The sequence below is a fragment of the Streptomyces aquilus genome, from assembly GCF_003955715.1.
GTDB classification, from domain to species: domain Bacteria; phylum Actinomycetota; class Actinomycetes; order Streptomycetales; family Streptomycetaceae; genus Streptomyces; species Streptomyces aquilus.
Genome location: NZ_CP034463.1, coordinates 2,788,896 through 2,812,121, shown reverse-complemented (window position 1 = coordinate 2,812,121; position 23,226 = coordinate 2,788,896). Strand labels below are relative to the sequence as shown.

Annotated in this window: 18 protein-coding genes; 10 read left to right on the top strand and 8 right to left on the bottom strand. The window is 70.4% G+C overall.

Going from position 1 to position 23,226, the window contains the following annotated elements:
* Nucleotides 1-55 precede the first annotated feature (55 nt).
* The 5 genes from EJC51_RS13025 to EJC51_RS13005 form a co-directional block, all read right to left on the bottom strand.
* Nucleotides 56-814 (bottom strand): amino acid ABC transporter ATP-binding protein, encoded by a 759-nt coding sequence (locus EJC51_RS13025; protein ID WP_208870700.1) that lies wholly within the window; start codon nt 812-814, stop codon nt 56-58.
* The gene (locus EJC51_RS13020) at nt 811-1,707 is read right to left on the bottom strand and encodes an amino acid ABC transporter permease (protein ID WP_126271226.1); all 897 of its coding nucleotides are present in this window, start codon (nt 1,705-1,707) and stop codon (nt 811-813) included. The genes EJC51_RS13025 and EJC51_RS13020 overlap by 4 nt, the downstream gene beginning before the upstream one ends.
* A complete protein-coding gene (locus EJC51_RS13015) occupies nt 1,704-2,591 on the bottom strand; it encodes an ABC transporter substrate-binding protein (RefSeq protein WP_126271225.1) in 888 nt (295 codons plus the stop codon). Before EJC51_RS13015 ends, EJC51_RS13020 begins: the two co-directional genes overlap by 4 nt.
* Nucleotides 2,592-2,958: 367 nt before the next feature.
* Nucleotides 2,959-3,615 (bottom strand): MBL fold metallo-hydrolase, encoded by a 657-nt coding sequence (locus tag EJC51_RS13010; RefSeq protein WP_126271224.1) that lies wholly within the window; start codon nt 3,613-3,615, stop codon nt 2,959-2,961.
* A gap of 21 nt (nt 3,616-3,636) precedes the next feature.
* The gene (locus tag EJC51_RS13005) at nt 3,637-4,323 is read right to left on the bottom strand and encodes a maleylpyruvate isomerase family mycothiol-dependent enzyme (protein ID WP_126271223.1); all 687 of its coding nucleotides are present in this window, start codon (nt 4,321-4,323) and stop codon (nt 3,637-3,639) included.
* A gap of 224 nt (nt 4,324-4,547) precedes the next feature.
* Here EJC51_RS13005 and uvrA point away from each other — a divergent pair, with 224 nt between their 5' ends.
* The gene (gene uvrA / locus EJC51_RS13000) at nt 4,548-7,598 is read left to right on the top strand and encodes an excinuclease ABC subunit UvrA (RefSeq protein WP_126271222.1); all 3,051 of its coding nucleotides are present in this window, start codon (nt 4,548-4,550) and stop codon (nt 7,596-7,598) included.
* Nucleotides 7,599-7,696: 98 nt separating this feature from the next.
* Here uvrA and EJC51_RS12995 read toward each other — a convergent pair whose 3' ends face one another.
* From EJC51_RS12995 to EJC51_RS12985, 3 genes are all read right to left on the bottom strand, one after another.
* Complete coding sequence (locus tag EJC51_RS12995) at nt 7,697-8,608, bottom strand: carbohydrate kinase family protein (protein ID WP_126271221.1); 912 nt, start codon at nt 8,606-8,608, stop codon at nt 7,697-7,699.
* Entirely contained in the window at nt 8,605-9,714 is a 1,110-nt protein-coding gene (locus tag EJC51_RS12990; protein ID WP_126271220.1) for a LacI family DNA-binding transcriptional regulator, read from the bottom strand. Before EJC51_RS12990 ends, EJC51_RS12995 begins: the two co-directional genes overlap by 4 nt.
* Before the next feature lie 145 nt (nt 9,715-9,859).
* Nucleotides 9,860-10,819 carry a hypothetical protein gene (locus EJC51_RS12985; RefSeq protein ID WP_126271219.1) on the bottom strand — a complete coding sequence of 320 codons (960 nt, stop codon included), beginning with the start codon at nt 10,817-10,819 and terminating at the stop codon, nt 9,860-9,862.
* Nucleotides 10,820-11,331: 512 nt separating this feature from the next.
* On the opposite strand from EJC51_RS12985, the gene EJC51_RS48660 reads away from it, so the two are divergent.
* From EJC51_RS48660 to tpiA, 9 genes are all read left to right on the top strand, one after another.
* Complete coding sequence (locus EJC51_RS48660; protein ID WP_244362599.1) at nt 11,332-11,550, top strand: hypothetical protein; 219 nt, start codon at nt 11,332-11,334, stop codon at nt 11,548-11,550.
* A gap of 10 nt (nt 11,551-11,560) precedes the next feature.
* Entirely contained in the window at nt 11,561-13,642 is a 2,082-nt protein-coding gene (gene uvrC / locus EJC51_RS12970; protein ID WP_126271218.1) for an excinuclease ABC subunit UvrC, read from the top strand.
* A complete protein-coding gene (gene rapZ / locus EJC51_RS12965; RefSeq protein ID WP_126271217.1) occupies nt 13,639-14,625 on the top strand; it encodes an RNase adapter RapZ in 987 nt (328 codons plus the stop codon). The genes uvrC and rapZ overlap by 4 nt, the downstream gene beginning before the upstream one ends.
* A complete protein-coding gene (locus tag EJC51_RS12960; RefSeq protein ID WP_126271216.1) occupies nt 14,622-15,698 on the top strand; it encodes a gluconeogenesis factor YvcK family protein in 1,077 nt (358 codons plus the stop codon). Before rapZ ends, EJC51_RS12960 begins: the two co-directional genes overlap by 4 nt.
* Entirely contained in the window at nt 15,689-16,678 is a 990-nt protein-coding gene (gene whiA, locus EJC51_RS12955) for a DNA-binding protein WhiA (RefSeq protein WP_059197355.1), read from the top strand. Before EJC51_RS12960 ends, whiA begins: the two co-directional genes overlap by 10 nt.
* 146 nt (nt 16,679-16,824) lie before the next feature.
* The gene (locus EJC51_RS12950) at nt 16,825-19,776 is read left to right on the top strand and encodes a M14 family metallopeptidase (RefSeq protein ID WP_126271215.1); all 2,952 of its coding nucleotides are present in this window, start codon (nt 16,825-16,827) and stop codon (nt 19,774-19,776) included.
* 255 nt (nt 19,777-20,031) lie between these two features.
* Nucleotides 20,032-21,042, top strand: coding sequence for a type I glyceraldehyde-3-phosphate dehydrogenase (gap, locus tag EJC51_RS12945; protein ID WP_126271214.1), 1,011 nt, complete (start codon nt 20,032-20,034; stop codon nt 21,040-21,042).
* Between the two features lie 125 nt (nt 21,043-21,167).
* Entirely contained in the window at nt 21,168-22,379 is a 1,212-nt protein-coding gene (locus tag EJC51_RS12940; protein WP_126271213.1) for a phosphoglycerate kinase, read from the top strand.
* Between the two features lie 6 nt (nt 22,380-22,385).
* A complete protein-coding gene (gene tpiA / locus EJC51_RS12935) occupies nt 22,386-23,162 on the top strand; it encodes a triose-phosphate isomerase (protein ID WP_097262532.1) in 777 nt (258 codons plus the stop codon).
* The last annotated feature ends 64 nt before the right edge of the window (nt 23,163-23,226 follow it).

Below are 23,226 nucleotides of genomic sequence, written 5' to 3'. Positions count from 1 at the left end.
CGGCCTGGAGGGCGGTCGTTACAGCCGGTCTTCACAGGCAGCTTCAGCGCCCCCTTTACAGTCGCCCCGCCTCCACGATCCGTCGCAGGAAGCGCCGCGTGCGCTCCTGCTGCGGGTCGCCGAAGATCTGCTCGGCGCTCCCGCGCTCCAGCACGACCCCTCCGTCCAGAAAACAAACCTGGTCGGCGACGTCCCGCGCGAAGCCCATCTCGTGCGTGGCCAGCACCATGGTCATGCCGTCACTCTTGAGGTCACGGACGACATTCAGCACCTCGCCCACCAGCTCCGGGTCGAGGGCGGCGGTGATCTCGTCGAGCAGCAGCAGCCGGGGCCGTACGGCGAGCGCGCGCACGATCGCCACGCGCTGCTGCTGGCCGCCGCTCAGCCGGTCCGGGTACTCGCCCGCCTTGCCACCGAGTCCGAGCCGCTCCAGCAGCTCCCTGCCGCGCTCCTCGGCCTCCGCGCGGGACACCCCGTGCACCCGGCGCGGGGCGAGGGTGATGTTCTCCAGCACGGTCATGTGCGGGAAGAGGTTGTACGCCTGGAAGACCACGCCGATACGGCGGCGTATCGCGTCCTGGTCCACGCGCGGATCGGTGATCTCCTCGCCGTCCAGCCAGATAGCGCCGTCGTCGATCTCCTCCAGGAGGTTCGCGCAGCGCAGCAGCGTCGACTTGCCCGAGCCGGAGGCGCCGATCAGCGCGGTCACCGTGTGCGGGGCGACCTCCAGATCGACGTCCCGCAGCACGACCGAGCCGCCGAAGGTCTTGCGGACGGACTCCATCCGCAGCACCGGGGCGTCCGTGGCGCTCATGCGATCCCTCCCTGGGCGCGCCGCCGGTCCATCCGCGCCGTCACCCAGTCCGTGAAGCGGGTCATCGGGATGGTCAGCGCCACGAACACCAGGCCCGCGACGATGTACGGCGTGTAGTTGAGACTGCGGCCCACGATGATGTCGGCGGCCCGTACGGCGTCCACGGCGCCGCCGATCGACACGAGCCCGGTGTCCTTCTGTAGCGACACCAGGTCGTTGAGCAGCGGCGGCACCTGGCGCCGTACCGCCTGCGGCAGCACCACGTAGCGCAGCGCCTGCCGGTTGGAGAGGCCGAGCGAGCGGGCCGCGGCGCGCTGCGAGGGGTGGATGGACTCGATGCCGGCGCGGAACACCTCGGCGACGTACGCCGAGTAGGTCAGCGTCAGCGCCGTGCCGCCCAGCCACACCGGGTCGACCGTCACGCCCTGGAGCCGCAGCGCGGGGACGCCCAGCACGACGATCATGAGGTTGATGATGAGCGGGAGCCCGCGGAAGAAGTCCGTGTAGGCGGCGGCGAGGAAGCGCAGCGGGAAGAACACCGGCCCGCGCAGTGTGCGGGCGACGGCGATGAGCATGCCGAGGACCAGCACGGCCACGCCGCAGATCAGCAGCAGCCGGACGTTGAGCCAGAGCCCTTCGAGGACCTTGGGCAGCGCCTCGCGTGCGTACTGCCCGTTGAAGAAGGTCTCCTTGGTGCGCGGCCAGCCGGGCGCGTTGACGACGACCAGATAGAGCACGATCGCCGTGGCGAGCGTCGAGACGGCGGCGATCGCCGTGGCGCGGCGGGAGCGGGCACGTTTGTGGCGCTCGCGCTCCAGCCGCCGCGCGGACGGCGTGTACGTGTCGACCGGGTCCGGCGTCTCCGCGCCGGACTCGTCCTTCGTGAGCGTCACTTGAGGACCGGGGCGTCGACGGCGTCGGACAGCCACTGCTTCTCGATCTTCGCCAGGGTGCCGTCCTTGCGCAGGGCGTCCACGGCGCCGGTCACGCAGGAGGTGAGCGCGCTGCCCTTGTCGAGGACGAGGCCGAACTGCTCCGGGGTGCCGCCCTGGTTCTCGAACTGGCCGACGATCTTGGCGTCCGTGACCTCGGCCGCGGTGATGTAGAAGGCGGTCGGCAGATCGACGACGATCGCGTCCACCTGGCCGTTCTTCAGGGCGGACTTGGCCTGGTCGTTCTTGGCGTAGGCGGCGGCCTGCCGCGTCGGCTTCACCACGTCCTCGATGTAGTTGAGGCTGGTCGTGCCGACCTGGGCGCCCAGTTTGAGGCCCTTGAGGTCCGCGATGCTCGTCGCCTTGGCGGCCTTGGAGTCCTTGAGCGCGATGACGGCCTGGCGCACGTCGTAGTAGCCGGACGAGAAGTCGACGGCCTTCTTGCGCTCGGCGCTGATCGACACCTGGTTGATGTCGAAGTCGAACGTCTTCTCCCCGGGCGCGAACGCCTTGTTGAAGGGGACGCTCTGCCAGACCACGGCGCTCTTGTCGTAGCCGAGGCGCTCGGCCACGGCGTAGGCGACCGCGGACTCGAAGCCCTTGCCGTTGGCCGGCTTGTCGTCCTTGAACCAGGGCTCGTACGCCGGCTCGTCGGTGGCGATCGTCAGCTTGCCGGACGTCTTGGTGGCGAGCTTGCCCTTGGCGCACGCGGCGCCCGTCGTCGACCCCGAGGGTTTGGCGGCGGCGTCGTCCTCGGGCTGCGGAGCACAGCCGACGGCGGTGGCGAGCAGGGCTGTCGTTGCGGCGGCTACGACGCGGCGCAGGGTGCGAGGGGCGAGGTGCATGGCGGGAGATTGACAGCACGCCACCCCGTTTGTCGAGGTCACGTCGGCTTTTGTCCGCATACTGGGAACGCGTGTTGCGTTCTCGTGAACGTTCCCTGTGACGGTGGTTCGCCGGGGCCGCCGGTCGAGGGCGGGGATCGGAAGACCGGCGGCCCGTACCGCGCAGGAGCCGTCATCCTGTGCGGGGCTGCCACCAGTTGACCCCGCAACAACGTGGGCCGGGAGCGTGCGGATGACTCCGGCGTGTGCGAAGGGTTCACACGGGGCGCGCGAGAATCGCCGCGCGCCCGTTGTTCACCACCCGCGCCCGTTTCGGCAGGCCCTGCGTTCACCACCCGCGCCCGCCCCACTTCGGCAGGCCCTGCGTTCACCACCCGCGCGCGTGCCACTCCGGCAGATGCGGTCGCTCCGCGCCCAGCGTCGTGTCGTTGCCGTGGCCCGGGTAGACCCAGGTCTCGTCGGGGAGGGCGTCGAAGATCTTCGTCTCGACGTCGTGGATGAGGCTGGCGAACGCCTCGGGGTCCTTGCGGGTGTTGCCCACGCCACCGGGGAACAGGCAGTCGCCGGTGAAGACATGCGGGTGGCCGTGTGGGTCGTCGTAGACCAGGGCGATCGAGCCTGGGGTGTGGCCGACCAGGTGGCGGGCGGTGAGCTCGACGTGGCCGACGTGGAGGGTGTCGCCGTCCTCGACGAGGACATCGGTCGGCACGGGGATGCCGGCGGCGTCGTCCCGGCCCGCGTACGTGCGCGCGCCCGTCGCCTCGACGACCCGGGCGAGCGCCTGCCAGTGGTCGCCGTGCTGGTGGGTGGTGACGACGGAGGCGATGCCGTCGTCACCGATCATCCCGAGCAGGGTGTCCGCGTCGTTGGCCGCGTCGATCAGCAGTTGCTCGTCCGTGGCCCGGCAGCGCAGTAGATAGGCGTTGTTGTCCATCGGGCCGACCGCGATCTTGGTGATCATCAGGTCCTTGAGCTCATGCACGTCCGCCGGGCCACCGACGGTCACCTGTCCGCTGTACGTCATGACGGTCAGTCTAGGACGCGCTCACAGCGGAGGAAGCTCCGGCAACTCTCCGTCCGTCACCCGCAGCGTCGATCCGTCCCGGCGTCCGGCGAGCCACCCGAGCAGGTCCGCGGGAGAGCCCGCCACGGTGGCCGCGACCGCCTCGCCCACCCGACCCGTCGTCCACACGCGCGTGCCGTCCGTCAGCCGTGTCGGGGGTACGTCGGGGTGCCCGGTGAAGCGGTCGGCGAGGAACGCGATCTCCCGGTCCGTGAACTCCTCCGGCAGATCCTCCAGCTCGTACCCGATCCCCAGGTCGACGTGGTGCAGCTCCACCTCCACCCATCGCCGGAACGGAACCCGGGACGCCGAGTCGGTCACGCCGTTGCGCAGCTCCACGGTGCGGGACCAGTCGGCCGGCACGGCCCCCGCCTCCTGGAAGCGGGCGGCGCTGTCGCGGACGTCCGCGAGCTGGACGTCGAGGGGGCGCGGGGCGTCGCGCTCGATGTCGGCGTCCCGGGCGTCGCCGGAGGCGTACATGGGCAGGCCCCGCAGCACGTTCACGAGCGCGTCCGCGTTGCGGGCGAGGTGGGCGAGGACGTGACCTCGGCTCCACCCGGGAAGCCGTGACGGCTCGGCCACCGACGCGTTGTCCCGTTTGGCGACTGCGGTGAGCAGCCGATCCGTAGCGTCACGTACAGACGCCAGGTCATGCGCGTGATCAATCATGCCGCCGACCCTAGTCCCGCCACACCTTTGGGTGAAGGTGGTGAAGCAGTGCCGTAAATCGAATGCGCGTGCTATATGGTCGGTCGTGGCGTCGGGCATGCTGGATGGTCCGGGATTGTTCTCCCATTCGGGAATCCGACCGGCGTTGTCAGTGGCTCCCCCTAGTGTGAGAAGACACGGGGGCCTCGCCCCTGTCACTTCTCTCAAGAAAGGTGCGGACCGGCGTGGCCGACCGTCTCATCGTCCGTGGCGCGCGCGAGCACAACCTGAAGAACGTCTCGCTCGACCTGCCACGCGACTCGCTCATCGTTTTCACGGGCCTGTCCGGGTCGGGCAAGTCCTCCCTGGCCTTCGACACCATCTTCGCCGAGGGCCAGCGTCGCTACGTGGAATCGCTCTCCTCGTACGCCCGCCAGTTCCTCGGCCAGATGGACAAGCCCGACGTCGACTTCATCGAGGGCCTCTCCCCGGCGGTCTCGATCGACCAGAAGTCGACCTCCCGCAACCCGCGCTCGACGGTCGGCACCATCACCGAGGTCTACGACTACCTCCGGCTGCTCTTCGCCCGCATCGGCAAGCCGCACTGCCCCGAGTGCGGCCGGCCCATCGCGCGCCAGTCGCCGCAGGCCATCGTCGACAAGGTCCTGGAGCTGCCGGAGGGGAGCCGCTTCCAGGTGCTGTCGCCGCTGGTGCGCGAGCGCAAGGGCGAGTTCGTCGACCTCTTCGCCGACCTCCAGACCAAGGGCTACTCCCGCGCGCGGGTCGACGGTGAGACCATCCAGCTCTCCGAGCCGCCCACGCTGAAGAAGCAGGAGAAGCACACCATCGAGGTGGTCGTCGACCGGCTCACGGTGAAGGACTCCGCCAAGCGCCGCCTCACCGACTCCGTGGAGACCGCCCTCGGCCTGTCCGGCGGCATGGTCGTCCTCGACTTCGTCGACCTGCCCGCCGACGACCCCGAGCGCGAGCGCATGTACTCGGAGCACCTGTACTGCGCCTACGACGACCTGTCCTTCGAGGAGCTGGAGCCCCGCTCCTTCTCCTTCAACTCGCCCTTCGGCGCCTGCCCCGAGTGCACGGGCATCGGCACGCGCATGGAGGTCGACCCGGAGCTGATCGTCCCGGACGAGGACAAGTCCCTCGACGAGGGCGCCATCCACCCCTGGTCGCACGGCCACACCAAGGACTACTTCGGCCGACTGATCGGCGCCCTGGCGGACGCGCTCGGCTTCCGCACGGACATCCCGTTCGCCGGGCTGCCGCAGCGCGCCAAGAAGGCCCTGCTCTACGGCCACAAGACGCAGATCGAGGTGCGGTACCGCAACCGGTACGGCCGCGAGCGCGTGTACACGACGCCCTTCGAAGGCGCCGTCCCCTTCGTCAAGCGCCGGCACAGCGAGTCCGAGAGCGACGCCAGCCGCGAGCGCTTCGAGGGCTACATGCGCGAGGTGCCCTGCCCCACCTGCCAGGGCACGCGCCTGAAGCCGATCGTCCTCGCGGTCACCATCATGGGGAAGTCGATCGCCGAGGTCTCCGGCATGTCCATCAGCGACTGCGCGGACTTCCTGGGCGAGCTCAAGCTCAACGCCCGCGACAAGAAGATCGCCGAGCGGGTGCTGAAGGAGGTCAACGAGCGGCTGAAGTTCCTCGTCGACGTCGGCCTGGACTACCTCTCGCTCAACCGCGCGGCCGGCACCCTCTCCGGCGGCGAGGCCCAGCGCATCCGCCTGGCCACCCAGATCGGCTCCGGACTCGTCGGCGTGCTGTACGTCCTCGACGAGCCGTCCATCGGTCTGCACCAGCGCGACAACCACCGGCTGATCGAGACCCTCGTCCGGCTGCGCGACATGGGCAACACGCTCATCGTCGTCGAGCACGACGAGGACACCATCAAGGTCGCCGACTGGGTCGTCGACATCGGCCCCGGCGCCGGTGAGCACGGCGGCAAGGTCGTGCACAGCGGCTCCATGAAGGAGCTGCTCGCCAACGCGGAGTCGATGACGGGCCAGTACCTGTCCGGCAAGAAGGCCATCCCGATCCCGGACATCCGCCGCCCGCACGACCCGTCCCGGCGACTCACCGTGCACGGCGCCCGGGAGAACAACCTCCAGGACATCGACGTCTCGTTCCCGCTCGGCGTCTTCACCGCGGTCACCGGCGTCTCCGGCTCCGGCAAGTCCACCCTGGTCAACGACATCCTGTACACGCACCTGGCCCGTGAGCTGAACGGCGCCAGGAGCGTTCCGGGACGGCACACGCGCGTGGACGGCGACGACCTCGTCGACAAGGTCGTGCACGTCGACCAGTCGCCCATCGGCCGCACCCCGCGGTCCAACCCGGCGACGTACACCGGCGTCTTCGACCACGTCCGCAAGCTGTTCGCCGAGACCACCGAGGCGAAGGTCCGCGGCTACCTGCCGGGCCGCTTCTCCTTCAACGTCAAGGGCGGCCGCTGCGAGAACTGCGCGGGCGACGGCACCATCAAGATCGAGATGAACTTCCTCCCGGACGTCTACGTCCCGTGCGAGGTCTGCCACGGCGCCCGGTACAACCGGGAGACCCTGGAGGTCCACTACAAGGGCAAGTCCATCGCCGAGGTCCTGAACATGCCCATCGAGGAGGCGATGAACTTCTTCGAGGCCGTCCCGGCGATCAACCGCCACCTGAAGACGCTCAACGACGTCGGTCTGGGTTATGTCCGCCTCGGCCAGTCCGCGACGACCCTCTCCGGTGGTGAGGCCCAGCGCGTGAAGCTCGCCAGCGAGCTCCAGAAGCGCTCCACCGGACGCACGGTCTACGTCCTCGACGAGCCGACCACCGGTCTGCACTTCGAGGACATCAGCAAGCTGCTGAAGGTCCTCGCCGGCCTCGTCGACAAGGGCAACACGGTCATCGTCATCGAGCACAACCTCGACGTGATCAAGACCGCCGACTGGATCGTCGACATGGGTCCCGAGGGTGGCGCGGGCGGCGGTCTCGTCGTCGCCGAGGGCACGCCCGAGGAGGTCGCCGGGGTCCCCGCGAGCCACACCGGCAAGTTCCTCCGCGAGATCCTCGGCGCCGACCGCATCAGCGACGGATCCTCGGTGAAGGCCCCGCGCCGGGCGGCGACGAAGACGGCGGCCAAGAAGACGGCGGCCGCGAAGACGGTCGCGGCCAGGTCGACGGCGAAGAAGACGGCGACGGCCAAGACGGGCACCGCGGCCGCGAAGAAGGCAGCCTCCGCGAAGAAGGCGGCCCCTGCGAAGAAGGCGACCCGGGCCCGCAAGGCCTGACAGGGCAGAACGGCGGACAACTGGGAGGCGGCCGGCCGACGGCCGCCTCCCGGCGCCGTTTCAGGCCCCCTGGGATCCCGCCCGTAGACCCCAGCCCGCTAGATCCCCGCCACCTCGTCGGCGTACGGCGGCTCCGCCCCGGCCCGTGAGCAGGTGACCGCCGCCGCGCGCGCCGCGAACCGCAGCAGCCGCGTCCAGTCGTCCCGGCGCAGCGCCTCGACCCCCTCCGCGGACAGGGCGTCGAGGGCGGAGAGCCCGTGCAGCAGGGCCGCGTTCACGGTGTCGCCCGCGCCGATCGTGTCGACGACGTCGACCTCCTCGCCCGGCACCGCGTGCACGCCCCCGTCCCGGGTGAACGCGGTCAGCCCCTCACCGCCCTGCGTGATGACCACGGCCGACGGGCCCGACGCCAGCCACTCGCGCGGGGTGCCGCCCAGCCACAGCGCGTCCTCCTCGGAGAGCTTCAGCAGCGACACCGACGGCAGCCAGCTCTTGAACCGGGCCCGGTAGGCGTCCGGGTCCGGGATCAGCCCGGCGCGGATGTTGGGGTCGAGCGCGGTGAACACGCCCCGCGCGGCCGCCGCCCGCATCAGCTCCTCGTAGGCGCTCGCCCCCGGCTCCAGCACCAGCGAACAGGTGCCGAAGGACACCGCGCGCGTACCGGCGGGGAGCCGGTCGGGGGCCGTGAACAGGCGGTCGGCGGTGCCGTCGACGTAGAAGGAGTAGGCGGCCGAGCCGTGCGCGTCGATCGTGGCCACGGCCAGCGTGGTCGGTTCCGGGCCGCGCTGTACGGCCGACACGTCCACCGACGCCCGCCGAAGCCCGTCCAGCAGCGCCTCGCCGAACGCGTCGGACGACGTACGGGAGCAGAAGGCGGTGGGGGAGCCGAGGCGGCCGAGGGCCACGGCGGTGTTGTACGGGCCGCCGCCGAGCGCCGGCGTGAGCCCCGCCAGGGCGCCCGTGCCCTGCGGTACCAGATCGATGAGGGCCTCACCGGCGACGACGATCACGAGTCGGGTCCTTTCTCGGACTTCGAGAACTTCTCGAACTTCTCGAACTTCTCGAACTTCTCGCACTTCTCAGCTGTCTCGAACGGGGTCGGCCGGTCCGGGGAGTCGGCGCAGCCGCACGAGCTGCGGTGGACGAACGTGCACGGCAGGCGCACGGTCCCGGCCGGCCGGTCCGGGGCGGCCAGCCGCGCCAGGAGCACCCGGACCGCCTCGGCGCCCAGCTCCTTGCTCGGCTGGGCGATCGCGGTGAGCCGGGGCGAGAAGAGGTCGGCCCAGGCGAAGTCGTCGAAGCAGCACAGCGCGAGGTCGCCGGGCACGGACAGGCCACGGTCGCGCAGGGTGCGCAGGGCGCCGATGGTCATCGCGTTGTTGGCCGTGACGAGGGCCGTGGGCGGATCGGCGAGGGACAGCAGCGCGGCGGTCGCCCGCTCGGCACCGGCCGACGCGGAGTCGCCGTACGCGACGAGCTGTTCGTCGTACGGCAGGCCGGCGGCCGTGAGGCCGGAGCGGTACCCGGCGAGCCGCTCGCCGCTGGTGCTCAGCCCCGGCAGGCCCGCGACCAGGCCGATCCGCCGGTGGCCGAGTCCGGCGAGGTGGGTGACGAGCCGGCTCGTCGGCCCGGCGTTCTCGGCGCAGACCTGGTCGAAGTGCGGCGGGCCCTCGACCACCCGGTCCAGGAGTACGGTCGGCACCCGGTGGCGGTCGAGGTAGGCGAGCAGGTCGCCGGGCTCCGCGGAGGGCGCGACGATCATGCCGTCCACCCGCCGCTCGTGCAGCAGCTGGACGACCTTGCGCTCATGGGCGGGGTCGTCGTGCGGGTCGGCGATGAGGAGGCTGTAGCCGTGGCGCAGGGTCTCGGCCTCGACGCCCTGGAGGATCTCCGTGAAGTACGGGTTGCTGATCGCCGACACCGCGAGGCCGATGGAGCGGGTGCGGGACGTCACCAGGGAACGGGCGAGGGTGTTGGGCGTGTAGCCGAGCTCGTCCATGGCGTCCAGGACGGCCTGGCGGGTGTGGGGGAGGACCGGGCGGGTGCCGTTGAGCACGTGCGAGACGGTCGCCACGGAGACGCCCGCGCTGCGCGCCACGTCGGCCATGGTCGGCATGACATCCCCCGTTCCGGGCCGGTGACGACCACCGGCAACACCTTCAGGCCGGGAACGTATCCCATCCGGAGCTGCGCGTAAACGCTTGCGCAAGCGTTTACGCGCAGTATCGTGCCCAGGTTGCCCGGCCCTCAGGGGGCGCGCCCTACTCCCAGTCCCACCCGATCCCCACGATCCCGCTGCGCACCCGTGGCTCGACGATGTGGACCGAGCGGTGCAGGCCGGTGAGGGCGAGTTCCTGGCGGCCGCTGCGCGGGGCCGCCGGCGAGTGCTGGGTGAAGCGGTGGCAGCGGGTCGGCAGCGCGTTCTCGTCGAACCGCACCTGGAGCGCGTACTGGCCGCCGGCCGGCCCGAACCCGCGGACGTACTCGCGGGACACGCCGGCCGTGCCGTCCTCGACGGCGTAGCGGAACAGGAACGTCTCGCCGGCCCGGAGCCGGGTGTCGAAGAGCAGTTCGGCTACGAGCACCCCGGTGTCGTGGTGCAGCCGGACGCGTCCCGTGCGGCAGTTCTCCAGGGCGTGCACCTGCATCCGCTCCGGCACGCATCCCGGGTCGCCGTGGTGGACGGCGACGAAGCGGTCGACGCCGTCCTTGTGGGCGCGCACGATGTGGTGCGACTCGCGCCCGAGGAGTTCGCGGCGCCCGCCTATCCGCACCCGCTCGTGGTGGCCGAGGGTGTGCAGGCCGCCGTCCACGGGCGAGTCCAGCTCGGCGAGCAGCCGGTGCAGCACGCCCGAGGCCTCGACCAGGGAGCGGTAGGAGCGGGCGGCGGGGTGCTGGCCGGTCGCGGTGTCGTCGCTCTCGGCGAGCAGCCTGATCAGCGACTCCTCGGGCAGCTGGAGGATCTCCTCCAGGGCGCGGACGGCGCGCAGCGACTCGGGGCGCTGCGGCCGCCGTGCGCCCTGCTGCCAGTAGCTCAGGCTGGTGACGCCGACTTTGACCCCGTGACGTGACAGATGGTGCTGCACCCGCTGGAGCGGCAGACCGCGGGCGGCGATCGCGGCACGCAGGGCCACGTGGAAGGGGCCGCCTCGCAGGGCCGAGTCCAGTTCCGCGGTGGCGACGACGGCGGCGACGTCCGCGTGCTGTGTGGCGTGCGGCATGCAGGGGCCTTTCTGTGGGTGTTCGCAACGGCTGGTCAGACCGTGCGTGGGGGGTGTCCTCGGGGTCACCCGCCGGCGCAGCGGCGTCTTTGAGTACGTACGCCGCGGCTTCCGTGCGCCGTCGTTCACGGCCCCGAGTTCCCCCGCATTGAAGCGTGTTGATCTAGTCCCGACAACACCTCCGGACCAACAGCGGCCCGTGCGCGGCTGATACGTGACTGGTCAGGTCAAGTCGGCGCGCCGGAACCGCTGTTGTCGAGTACTGCTCCGATCGCCCGGGTGGAGAGCGCCGACTTGCGCAGGAAGCCGCGAGCGGGGCCGGCGGCGACGAGTTCCTCGAAGTCGTCCAGCGAGTGCGTGGAGATCGGGATGATGACGGACGTGACGCGGCCGGTCAGGGCGACGGCGACACCGTCGCGCTCCGGCAGGGCGCGCGCGGCCTCCAGGAACCGGGAGGGAAGGCCTGGCGAGCCTGTGCGAGCGGTTCGGGTACGAGGTCGTGGGCCAGGCCGGTGACGCGGCGGGGCTCCTGGACCTCGCCCCCGCACACCGCCCGCTACCTCCTCAAGGGCCGGGTCACCGTGGTCGAGGAGTCCATCGAGGCCCTGGACCGCATCGGCCGGGGCGGCTCGGTGACCGACGACCACCGGCGGGTACCGGCCGTTCTCACGTTCCTGGAGTCGCGCTGGCGTCGTCCACAGCCCCGCCGGACTGTCACCGCCCGCCAGTAGGGTGTGAAGCATGGCCGACCCCTCCAGCTACCGCCCCGTGCCGGGACAGATCCCGGACTCTCCCGGGGTCTACAGGTTCCGCGACGAGCACCGCCGGGTGATCTACGTCGGAAAGGCGAAAAGCCTGCGCCAGCGCCTGGCGAACTACTTCCAGGACCTGGCGAACCTGCACCCCCGCACCCGCACGATGGTGACCACCGCCGCGTCCGTGGAGTGGACGGTGGTGTCCACGGAGGTCGAGGCCCTGCAACTGGAGTATTCCTGGATCAAGGAGTACGACCCCCGGTTCAACGTCAAGTACCGCGACGACAAGAGCTACCCGTACCTCGCGGTGACGATGAACGAGGAGTTCCCGCGCGTGCAGGTGATGCGCGGTCACAAGAAGAAGGGCGTCAGGTACTTCGGCCCGTACGGGCACGCGTGGGCGATCCGCGACACCGTCGACCTCCTGCTGCGCGTCTTCCCCGTCCGGACCTGCTCCGCCGGTGTCTTCAAGAACGCCGCCCGCACCGGCCGGCCCTGTCTGCTCGGCTACATCGGCAAGTGCTCGGCGCCCTGTGTCGGCCGGGTCTCGGCCGACGAACACCGCGAACTCGCCGAGGAGTTCAGCGACTTCATGGCCGGCCGCACCGGCACCTACCTCCGCCGTCTGGAGAAGCGGATGACGGAGGCCGCCGAGGAGATGGAGTACGAGCGGGCGGCCCGCCTGCGCGACGACATCGAGGCCCTGAAGAAGGCCATGGAGAAGAACGCGGTCGTGCTCGCCGACGCGACCGACGCCGACCTGATCGCGGTCGCCGAGGACGAGCTCGAAGCGGCCGTCCAGATCTTCCACGTGCGCGGCGGGCGCGTGCGCGGCCAGCGCGGCTGGGTCACCGACAAGGTCGAGGAGATCACCACCGGTGCCCTCGTCGAGCACGCCCTGCAACAGCTCTACGGCGAGGAGACCGGCGACTCCGTCCCCAGGGAGGTCCTCGTCCCGGCCCTGCCCGACCCCCTCGAGCCGGTCCAGGAGTGGCTCACCGGCCGCCGCGGGTCCAACGTCTCGCTGCGCATCCCGCAGCGCGGCGACAAGAAGGCCCTCATGGAGACCGTGGCGCGCAACGCCCAGCAGGCCCTCGTGCTGCACAAGACCAAGCGCGCCTCCGACCTGACGACCCGCTCGCGCGCCCTGGAGGAGATCGCCGAGGCCCTCGACCTCGACAGCGCCCCGCTCAGGATCGAGTGCTACGACATCTCCCACCTCCAGGGCGACGACGTCGTGGCCTCCATGGTCGTCTTCGAGGACGGCCTCCAGCGCAAGAGCGAGTACCGCCGCTTCCAGATCAAGGGCTTCGAGGGCCAGGACGACGTCCGCTCCATGCACGAGGTCATCACCCGCCGCTTCAAGCGGTACATCGCCGAGAAGGAGAAGACGGGGGAGTGGGTCGAGGACGGCTCCGGCAGCGGCTCCCCAGACCCCCAGGACGACTTCCGGGACGCCTCCGGGAACACCCTCACCGAGGACAACGGCCGTCCCAAGAAGTTCGCCTACCCGCCCCAGCTCGTCGTCGTCGACGGCGGCCGGCCGCAGGTGGCCGCCGCCAAGAAGGCCCTCGACGAGCTCGGCATCGACGACGTCGCCGTCTGCGGTCTGGCCAAGCGCCTGGAGGAGGTCTGGCTGCCCGACGAGGAGGACCCGGTCGTCCTGCCCCGCACCAGTGAGGGCCTCTACCTCCTCCAGCGCGTCCGTGACGAGGCCCACCGCTTCGCGATCACCTACCAGCGCACCAAGCGGGCCAAGCGGTTCCGGTCGAGCCCCCTGGACGACGTACCCGGGCTGGGGGACACCCGTAAGCAGGCGCTTCTGAAACATTTCGGCTCGTTGAAGAAACTTCGGTCTGCCACCATCGATCAGATCTGCGAGGTTCCCGGCATAGGCCGCAAAACGGCCGAGACCATTGCCGTGGCGCTCGCCCAGGCGGCACCGGCCGCCCCTGCTGTGAACACGGCCACTGGAGAGATCATGGAAGAGGAACCCGGCACCATGGGTTCCACAGGGGAGCCCGCGACGGCGGGCGCCCCGGACGAACGACGGGGGCAGGAGACATGAATGTGAACGAGCACGAAGGCCAAGAGACCCCAGGCCCAGAGAGCCAGGGCGGAGACGGAGCACAGGTGAGTACGGGCACGAGTACGGGCGCGAACGGCGACGCCGCCGGGATCCCGGAGGCGGCCATCCCCGAGCTGGTGATCATCTCCGGGATGTCCGGAGCCGGCCGGTCGACCGCCGCGAAGTGCCTGGAGGACCTCGGCTGGTTCGTCGTCGACAACCTCCCGCCCGCGCTGATCCCCACCATGGTGGAGCTCGGCGCCCGCTCCCAGGGCAATGTCGCCCGGATCGCGGTGGTCGTCGACGTCCGCGGCCGGCGCTTCTTCGACAACCTCCGCGAGTCCCTCGCCGACCTGGAGGCCAAGCACGTCACCCGGCGGATCGTCTTCCTGGAGTCCTCCGACGACGCCCTGGTGCGCCGCTTCGAGTCCGTGCGCCGCCCGCACCCCCTCCAGGGCGACGGCCGCATCGTCGACGGCATCGCCGCCGAGCGCGAACTGCTGCGCGAGCTGCGCGGCGACGCCGACCTGGTCATCGACACCTCCAGCCTCAACGTGCACGAACTGCGCGCCAAGATGGACGCCCAGTTCGCCGGCGAGGAGGAGCCCGAGCTGCGGGCCACCGTCATGTCCTTCGGCTTCAAGTACGGCCTCCCCGTCGACGCCGACCTGGTCGTGGACATGCGCTTCCTGCCCAACCCGCACTGGGTCCCGGAGCTGCGCCCCTACACCGGCCTCAACGAGGAGGTGTCGGCGTACGTCTTCAACCAGCCCGGCGCCAAGGAGTTCATCGACCGCTACAGCGAACTGCTCCAGCTCATCGCGGCCGGCTACCGCCGCGAGGGCAAGCGGTACGTGACCATCGCGGTCGGCTGCACGGGCGGCAAGCACCGCTCCGTCGCCACCTCCGAGAAGCTCGCCGCCCGCCTCGTCTCCCAGGGCGTGGAGACGGTGGTCGTACACCGGGACATGGGACGCGAATGACCGCACGTTCTCCGCGGCTGGCCCGGCTCGGCAGGCTGGGCCGGACGGTGCCCGAGTCCCGCGCGGGCCGGCCCGTCGAGGTCCGGGGCGCCAGGCCCCGCCGCCGCGGCGCCCAGCCCAAGGTCGTCGCCCTCGGCGGCGGCATGGGCCTGTCCGCCTCGCTCGCCGCGCTGCGCCGCATCACCGGTGACCTCACCGCCGTCGTCACCGTCGCCGACGACGGCGGCTCCAGCGGCCGGCTCCGCGACGAGCTGGGCGTCCTGCCGCCGGGCGACCTGCGCAAGGCGCTGGCCGCGCTGTGCGGCGACGACGACTGGGGCCAGACCTGGGCCCGCGTGATCCAGCACCGCTTCCACTCCCAGGGCGACCTGCACGACCACGCGGTCGGCAATGTGCTGATCGTCGCCCTGTGGGAGCAGCTCGGCGACCATGTCCAGGCCCTGGACCTGGTCGGCAAGCTCCTCGGCGCGCACGGGCGCGTGCTGCCCATGTCCGCCGTCCCCCTGGAGCTCCAGGCCCTGGTCAAGGGTCACGACCCGGAGCGCCCGGAGGAGGTGGACACCGTCCGCGGCCAGGCCACCGTCGCCCTCACCCCCGGTGAGGTGCAGTCGGTGCACGTGGTGCCGCACGACCCGCCCGCCGTCCCCGAGGCGGTGGCCGCGGTCATGGACGCGGACTGGGTGGTCCTCGGCCCCGGCTCCTGGTTCTCCTCGGTCATCCCGCACCTGCTGGTGCCGGAACTGCTGGACGCCCTCACCGAGACGAAGGCGCGCCGGGTACTCTCGCTGAACCTCGCCCCGCAGCCCGGAGAAACCGAAGGCTTCTCCCCGCAGCGTCATTTGGAGGTTTTGGGACGACACGCCCCTAAACTCGCCCTGGACGTGGTGCTGGCCGACGAGGCCGCCGTGCCCGACCGTGACTCGCTCACCGATGCCGCCAAGCGGTTCGGCGCCGCGGTCGAGCTGGCCCCGGTGGCCCGGCCCGACGGAACCCCGAGGCACGACCCGGAGCTGTTGGCCGCCGCGTACGACCGTATTTTTCGGATGCATGGAAGGATCGGCCCATGGCGATGACGGCAGCGGTGAAGGACGAGATCTCCCGGCTCCCCGTCACCCGTACCTGCTGCAGAAAGGCGGAGGTCTCCGCCATCCTGCGGTTCGCCGGCGGCCTTCACCTGGTGAGCGGGCGCATCGTGATCGAGGCGGAGCTGGACACCGCGATGGCGGCCCGCAGACTCAAGCGGGACATCCTGGAGATCTTCGGCCACAGCTCGGAGCTGATCGTGATGGCGCCGGGCGGACTGCGCCGCGGCTCGCGTTACGTCGTCCGGGTCGTCGCCGGCGGTGACCAGCTGGCCCGGCAGACCGGCCTGGTCGACGGCCGGGGCCGCCCGATCCGCGGCCTGCCCCCGCAGGTCGTCTCCGGGGCCACCTGTGACGCGGAGGCCGCCTGGCGCGGGGCGTTCCTGGCGCACGGCTCGCTCACCGAGCCCGGCCGCTCGTCCTCCCTGGAAGTGACCTGCCCGGGCCCCGAGGCCGCGCTCGCCCTGGTCGGCGCCGCCCGCCGGCTGTCCATCGCCGCGAAGGCCCGCGAGGTGCGCGGCGTGGACCGCGTGGTCGTCCGGGACGGCGACGCGATCGGCGCGCTGCTCACCCGGCTCGGCGCCCATGAGTCGGTGCTGGCCTGGGAGGAGCGCCGGATGCGCCGCGAGGTGCGGGCGACGGCGAACCGGCTCGCCAACTTCGACGACGCCAACCTGCGCCGCTCGGCCCGCGCGGCCGTCGCCGCCGGTGCCCGGGTGCAGCGCGCGCTGGAGATCCTCGCCGACGACGTGCCCGAGCACCTCGCCGCCGCCGGGCGCCTGCGCATGGAGCACAAGCAGGCCTCGCTGGAGGAGCTGGGCGCCCTCGCCGACCCGCCGCTGACCAAGGACGCCGTCGCCGGCCGTATCCGCCGCCTGCTGGCGATGGCCGACAAGCGGGCCCAGGACCTCGGCATTCCGGGCACGGAGTCCAGCATCACCGAGGAGATGGCCGACAACCTGGTGGGTTGATCCACCGTCAGGACGCCGGTGCCGCCGCCCGCTTGGGTGAACGGCACCGGCTTTTGCATGTCAGTGAGGCACCCTTGACTGGATCATGAAGTGTCATGAGCCTGGCATCTGTTCGCTGCTGTGGCGGACCACTGCAAGGGGGGCACATGAGTCGAAGAGCGAGACCGATCCTCGCCGTTGGCGCACTCCTCCTGGGCGGCGCGGGCCTCGTGCCCGTCGCCCAGGCTGCGGAGAGCAGCGGCTCTCCCGGTCCCGACGAGGTCAAGGTCTACCGGGCCGACGTCACCAGCGCGCAGGTACCCCTGCTGCTGGCGGCCGGTCAGGACGGCCACGAACTGAGCGAGCAGGTACCCGCGAAGGGCACCGCGACCGTCGAGGTCTACCTCACCGACAAACAGGCCGACAAGCTGGAGAAACAGGGCGTCGACCTTACCGAGCACGCCCTCTCCGCCAAGGCCGAGGCCCGCGTCGAGGCCGCGGCCGAGGGCGTGTACCGCCCCTACAGCGGCAGCGGCGGCCTCAAGCAGGAGATCCTCGCCACCGCCCAGGCCAACCCGGGCCTCACCAAGGCCGTCTCCATCGGCAAGACGGTGAACGGGCAGGACATCCTCGCGCTCAAACTGACCAAGAACGCGAAGCAGACCAAGGACGGAGGCAAGCCCGCCGTCCTCTACCTGTCCAACCAGCACGCGCGCGAGTGGATCACGCCGGAGATGACCCGCCGGCTGATGCACTACTACCTGGACCACTACAAGACCGACAAGCGGATCAAGAAGATCGTCGACTCCACCGAACTGTGGTTCGTCCTCTCGGCCAACCCCGACGGCTACGACTACACGTTCACCGGCACCGACCAGCGCCTGTGGCGCAAGAACCTCCACGACAACAACGGCGACGGCTCCATCGCCATCGGTGACGGCGTCGACCTGAACCGCAACTTCGCCTACAAGTGGGGCTACGACAACGAGGGTTCGTCCCCCAACCCCACCAGCGAGACCTACCGCGGCACGGCACCGAGCTCCGAGCCCGAGACCAAGGCCCTGGACGCGTTCGAGAAGCGGATCGGCTTCACGTACGGCGTCAACTACCACTCCGCCGCCGAACTCCTCCTCTACGGGGTCGGCTGGCAGGTGGCCACCGACACCCCGGACGACGTCATGTACAAGGCGCTCGCCGGAACCCCCGACAACTCCGCGATCCCCGGCTACCGTCCGCAGGTCTCCTCGGAGCTCTACACCACCAACGGCGAGGCGGACGGCCACGCGTCGAACGTCAACGGCCTGGCGATGTACACGCCCGAGATGTCGACCTGCCAGACCGCCTCGGACCTTGACCCGAACGACCAGTGGAACGCGGCCGACTGCCAGTCGGTGTTCAACTTCCCGGACGACGAGAAGCTGATCCAGCAGGAGTTCGAGAAGAACATCCCGTTCGCGCTCTCCGTCGCCGAGTCGGCGAAGCAGCCCGACCAGCCGAAGTCCTCGCTCGGCCTGAAGGCCGCCGACTTCACCCCGAAGACCTTCACCACGTCCTACTCGCGCGGCGCCGACCAGGAGGTCTCCGTCGTCGTGCGCAGGGCCGTGCGCGACAAGGAGCTCAAGTACCGCGTCAACGGCGGCCACACGCACGACGTGCCGCTGCGCGCGTGGAAGGGCGGCGAGACGTACGGCGGTGAGGACAACCTCTACTTCGACGAGTACCGCGCCAAGGTCCCCGAAGGCGACCCGGGCGACAAGGTCGAGGTGTGGTTCACCGGCGAGACGCGCGACAAGAAGCGCACCTCCAGCCAGCACTTCACCTACACGGTCGCCGAACGGCCGCGCGCGGACACACTCGTCGTCGCCGAGGAGGGCGCGACCGCGACCCAGGCGCAGACCTACGTCGACGCCCTGAAGGCCAACGGCCGCAAGGCGATCGTCTGGGACGTCGCCACCCAGGGTGCGCCCGACGCGCTCGGCGTGCTCGACCACTTCAAGACCGTCGTCCACTACACGGGCGCGAGCGTCCCCGGCAACGCCACGCAGCTTCAGCTGCGCGCCTTCCTCAACGAGGGCGGCAAGCTGATCGAGGCGGGCGAGCGGGCCGGCGGCAACGTCGACCTCGGCGGCGGCACCCTGTCGAACGACTTCAGCCAGTACTACCTGGGCGCCTACACCCGCACCTCGCTGCCGAACGCCACCGCCTTCCAGGGCAGCGGCAAGCTCGCCGGAGCCGGCGCGGCCCTCGGCGCGGCGCCGGGCAACCCGCTCGACACCGCCGGGTCGTTCAGCGTCACCTCCGACAACCTGCCGGCCGCCACGTTCCCGCAGTTCGCCAGCGCGGGCGGGGGCAGCTACCCCGGCACCGTCAACCCGTACGGTCCCTACGAAGGCGCCTCCATGGCCGCCGTCACGCACAGCGACTACGCCTGGAACCGCCTCACCCGCACCATCGACCTCACCAACGTGACCGCCGCGCAGGCGCCCACGTTCCAGACCCGGATGCTGTGGAACACCGAGGAGGGCTACGACCACGCCGTCCTGGAGGCCCACACGACCGGGGCCGACGACTGGACGACGCTTCCGGAGAAGAACGGCGCGACCAGCAACGCCGTACCCGTCGAGTGCGAGGCCGGGTACTTCATCGCGGCCCACCCCGCGCTCAAGCGGTATCTGACCCTGGGCTCCGGCGGCTGCACCAACACCGGCACCAGCGGCCAGTGGAACAGCTTCACGGGTGCCTCGGCCGGCTGGCAGCAGGTCGCCTTCGACCTGTCCGCCTACGCGGGCAAGAAGGTCGAGATCTCCATCAGCTACATCACCGACCCGGGCAGCGGCGGACGCGGCGTCCTCGTCGACAACGCCTCCGTCGTCATCGGCGGCCAGGCCACCGAGACCGAGGGCTTCGAGACCTCGCTGGGTGCCTGGAGCGTCCCCGGACCGCCCGCGGGCAGCCCGGCGGTCGTCAAGGACTGGGGACGTGCCGGCGAACTGTTCAAGACGTACGGCGCGGTCACCACGGACGACACCGTGCTGCTGGGCTTCGGCCTGGAGCACGTCACCGCGGCGGCCGACCGCACGGCACTGCTCGGAAAGGCGCTCGCCGCACTCAACGGATGAGCGCGGACAAACACGTACGAGCGGGGAGTGTGCTGGTCAACACTGACTGACTCTCCGTAGTCAATTCGAGCTATATGGCCTTTCGGCCCGGGCGGTCCGTACCCCTACTGGCGGGTACGGACCGCCTGCCCGTGTATGGGGCATCTCGATGTCACCGAGGAGGCGTCGGAGAGGTAGGGTCGTAGGCGGTCGGGGACATCCCAAACAGAGCTCGCCGGCACCGCATAGCCGGCGTACCAACGAGGAGATCGGTTCGTGACGATCCGCGTAGGCATCAACGGCTTCGGTCGTATCGGTCGCAACTACTTCCGCGCGCTGCTGGAGCAGGGTGCAGACATCGAGATCGTGGCTGTCAACGACCTGGGTGACACCGCGACCACCGCTCACCTGCTGAAGTACGACACCATCCTGGGCCGCCTCAAGGCCGAGGTGTCGCACACCGCCGACACGATCACGGTCGACGGCCACACCATCAAGGTGCTGTCGGAGCGCAACCCCGCCGACATCCTGTGGGGCGAGCTGGGCGTCGACATCGTCATCGAGTCGACCGGCATCTTCACCAAGAAGGCCGACGCCGAGAAGCACATCGCCGGTGGCGCGAAGAAGGTCCTCATCTCGGCTCCGGCCAAGGACGAGGACATCACCATCGTGATGGGCGTCAACCAGGACAAGTACGACCCGGCGAACCACCACGTCATCTCCAACGCCTCCTGCACCACCAACTGTGTGGCGCCGATGGCCAAGGTTCTGGACGAGAACTTCGGCATCGTCAAGGGCCTGATGACGACGGTCCACGCGTACACCAACGACCAGCGCATCCTGGACTTCCCGCACTCGGACCTGCGCCGCGCCCGCGCCGCCGCCGAGAACATCATCCCGACCACGACGGGTGCCGCGAAGGCCACCGCCCTGGTCCTCCCGCAGCTCAAGGGCAAGCTCGACGGCATCGCGATGCGCGTGCCGGTCCCGACCGGTTCGGCCACCGACCTGGTCGTCGAGCTCCAGCGCGAGGTCACCAAGGACGAAGTCAACGCCGCGTTCAAGAAGGCCGCCGACGACGGCGACCTCAAGGGCATCCTGTTCTACACCGAGGACCCGATCGTGTCCTCGGACATCGTCAGCGACCCGGCCTCCTGCACCTTCGACTCCTCCCTGACCATGGTCCAGGAGGGCAAGTCGGTGAAGATCCTCGGCTGGTACGACAACGAGTGGGGCTACTCCAACCGCCTCGTCGACCTCACGGTCTTCGTCGGCAACCAGCTCTGATCCACAGAGCAGGCACCTTGACATGAGAGCAGGGCTCGGGCGGCGCAGGGACGCGCCGCCCGGGCCCTGACTCACGTGCAGATCAGCTCTCGTACGATCAGAGCACCCTCACCAGGAGTTCCTTCATGAAGACGATCGACGAACTTCTCGCCGAAGGCGTGGACGGCAAGCGGGTCTTCGTCCGCGCCGACCTCAACGTGCCGCTCGCCGACGGCCGCATCACCGACGACGGCCGCATCCGCGCCGTGCTGCCCACCGTCAAGGCCCTCGCGGACGCGGGCGCCAAGGTGGTCGTGGCCTCGCACCTGGGCCGCCCCAAGGGCGCCCCGGACCCCGCCTTCTCCCTGCTTCCGGCCGCCGAGCGGCTCGGCGAACTCCTGGGTGGCTCCGTGGCCTTCGCCCAGGACACGGTCGGTCCCGCCGCGCACGACGCGGTGAACGGCCTGCAGCCCGGCCAGGTCGCGGTCATCGAGAACCTGCGCTTCAACGCCGGTGAGACCTCCAAGGACGACACCGAGCGCGGCGAGTTCGCCGACCAGCTCGCCGCCCTCGCGGACGTCTACGTCGGTGACGGCTTCGGTGCGGTGCACCGCAAGCACGCCTCGGTGTTCGACCTCCCGGCCCGGCTGCCGCACTACGCCGGCTACCTCATCGCCACCGAGGTCGGCGTCCTGAAGAAGCTCACCGACGAGGTCCAGCGGCCCTACGTGGTCGTCCTCGGCGGCGCCAAGGTCTCCGACAAGCTCGCCGTCATCGACGAGCTGCTCGGCAAGGCCGACCGCATCCTCATCGGCGGCGGCATGGCCTTCACCTTCCTCAAGGCCAAGGGCCACGAGGTCGGCGCCTCCCTGCTCCAGGAGGACCAGATCCCCGCGGTCCTGGAGTACATCGAACGCGCCGAGAAGACCGGCGTCGAGCTGGCCCTGCCGGTCGACGCCGTGGTCGCGCCCGCGTTCCCGGACCTGAAGACCAAGGCCCCGGCCGACGCCACCACCGTCGCCGCGGACGCCATCCCCGCCGACCGGATGGGCCTGGACATCGGCCCCGCGTCCGGCAAGCTGTACGCCTCGAAGATCACCGACGCCGCCACCGTCTTCTGGAACGGCCCGATGGGCGTCTTCGAGCACCCCGAATTCGCCGAGGGCACCAAGGCGGTCGCCCAGTCTCTCCTCGACTCCCAGGCCTTCACCGTGGTCGGCGGTGGCGACTCCGCCGCGGCCGTCCGCATCCTGGGCTTCGACGAGAACGCGTTCGGCCACATCTCGACCGGCGGCGGCGCCTCCCTCGAATACCTCGAGGGCAAGACGCTCCCCGGCCTCGCCGCACTGGAGGACTGACCCCGCATGACCACTCGCACGCCGATCATGGCGGGTAACTGGAAGATGAACCTCAACCACCTCGAGGCCATCGCACACGTCCAGAAGCTCGCTTTCGCCCTGGCCGACAAGGACTACGAGGCCGTAGAGGTCGCCGTCCTGCCGCCCTTCACCGACCTGCGCTCCGTGCAGACCCTGGTCGACGGCGACAAGCTCAAGATCAAGTACGGCGCCCAGGACCTCTCGGCGCACGACTCCGGCGCCTACACCGGCGAGATCTCCGGCGCGATGCTGGCCAAGCTGAAGTGCACGTACGTGGCCGTCGGCCACTCCGAGCGCCGCCAGTACCACGCCGAGACCGACGAGATCGTCAACGCCAAGGTCAAGGCCGCCTACAAGCACGGCCTCACCCCGATCCTGTGCGTCGGCGAGGAGCTGGACGTCCGCGAGGCGGGCAACCACGTCTCCCACACCCTCGCCCAGGTCGAGGGCGGTCTGAAGGACCTCCCGGCCGAGCAGGCCGAGTCCGTCGTGATCGCCTACGAGCCGGTGTGGGCCATCGGCACCGGCAAGGTCTGCGGCGCCGAGGACGCCCAGGAGGTCTGCGCCGCCATCCGCGGCAAGCTCGCCGAGCTGTACACGCAGGAGCTGGCCGACCAGGTCCGCATCCAGTACGGCGGCTCCGTGAAGTCCGGCAACGTCGCCGAGATCATGGCGCAGGCCGACATCGACGGTGCGCTCGTGGGCGGTGCCTCGCTCGATGCCGACGAGTTCGTCAAGATCGTGCGCTTCCGCGACCAGTAAGTATGCGGTAGCGGCGATCCGTCGTACCCTTGCGGGGGCACAGCCCGGTGGCTGTGCCCCTGTC

Coding starts and splice junctions, on each gene's coding strand:
- EJC51_RS13025 (WP_208870700.1), bottom strand. CDS start 814: ATGAGCGCCACGGACGCCCCGGTGCTGCGGATGGAGTCCGTCCGCAAG.
- EJC51_RS13015 (WP_126271225.1), bottom strand. CDS start 2,591: ATGCACCTCGCCCCTCGCACCCTGCGCCGCGTCGTAGCCGCCGCAACG.
- EJC51_RS13010 (WP_126271224.1), bottom strand. CDS start 3,615: ATGACGTACAGCGGACAGGTGACCGTCGGTGGCCCGGCGGACGTGCAT.
- EJC51_RS13005 (WP_126271223.1), bottom strand. CDS start 4,323: ATGATTGATCACGCGCATGACCTGGCGTCTGTACGTGACGCTACGGAT.
- EJC51_RS12990 (WP_126271220.1), bottom strand. CDS start 9,714: ATGCCGACCATGGCCGACGTGGCGCGCAGCGCGGGCGTCTCCGTGGCG.
- EJC51_RS12985 (WP_126271219.1), bottom strand. CDS start 10,819: ATGCCGCACGCCACACAGCACGCGGACGTCGCCGCCGTCGTCGCCACC.
- uvrC (WP_126271218.1), top strand. CDS start 11,561: ATGGCCGACCCCTCCAGCTACCGCCCCGTGCCGGGACAGATCCCGGAC.
- rapZ (WP_126271217.1), top strand. CDS start 13,639: ATGAATGTGAACGAGCACGAAGGCCAAGAGACCCCAGGCCCAGAGAGC.
- EJC51_RS12960 (WP_126271216.1), top strand. CDS start 14,622: ATGACCGCACGTTCTCCGCGGCTGGCCCGGCTCGGCAGGCTGGGCCGG.
- whiA (WP_059197355.1), top strand. CDS start 15,689: ATGGCGATGACGGCAGCGGTGAAGGACGAGATCTCCCGGCTCCCCGTC.
- EJC51_RS12950 (WP_126271215.1), top strand. CDS start 16,825: ATGAGTCGAAGAGCGAGACCGATCCTCGCCGTTGGCGCACTCCTCCTG.
- EJC51_RS12940 (WP_126271213.1), top strand. CDS start 21,168: ATGAAGACGATCGACGAACTTCTCGCCGAAGGCGTGGACGGCAAGCGG.
- tpiA (WP_097262532.1), top strand. CDS start 22,386: ATGACCACTCGCACGCCGATCATGGCGGGTAACTGGAAGATGAACCTC.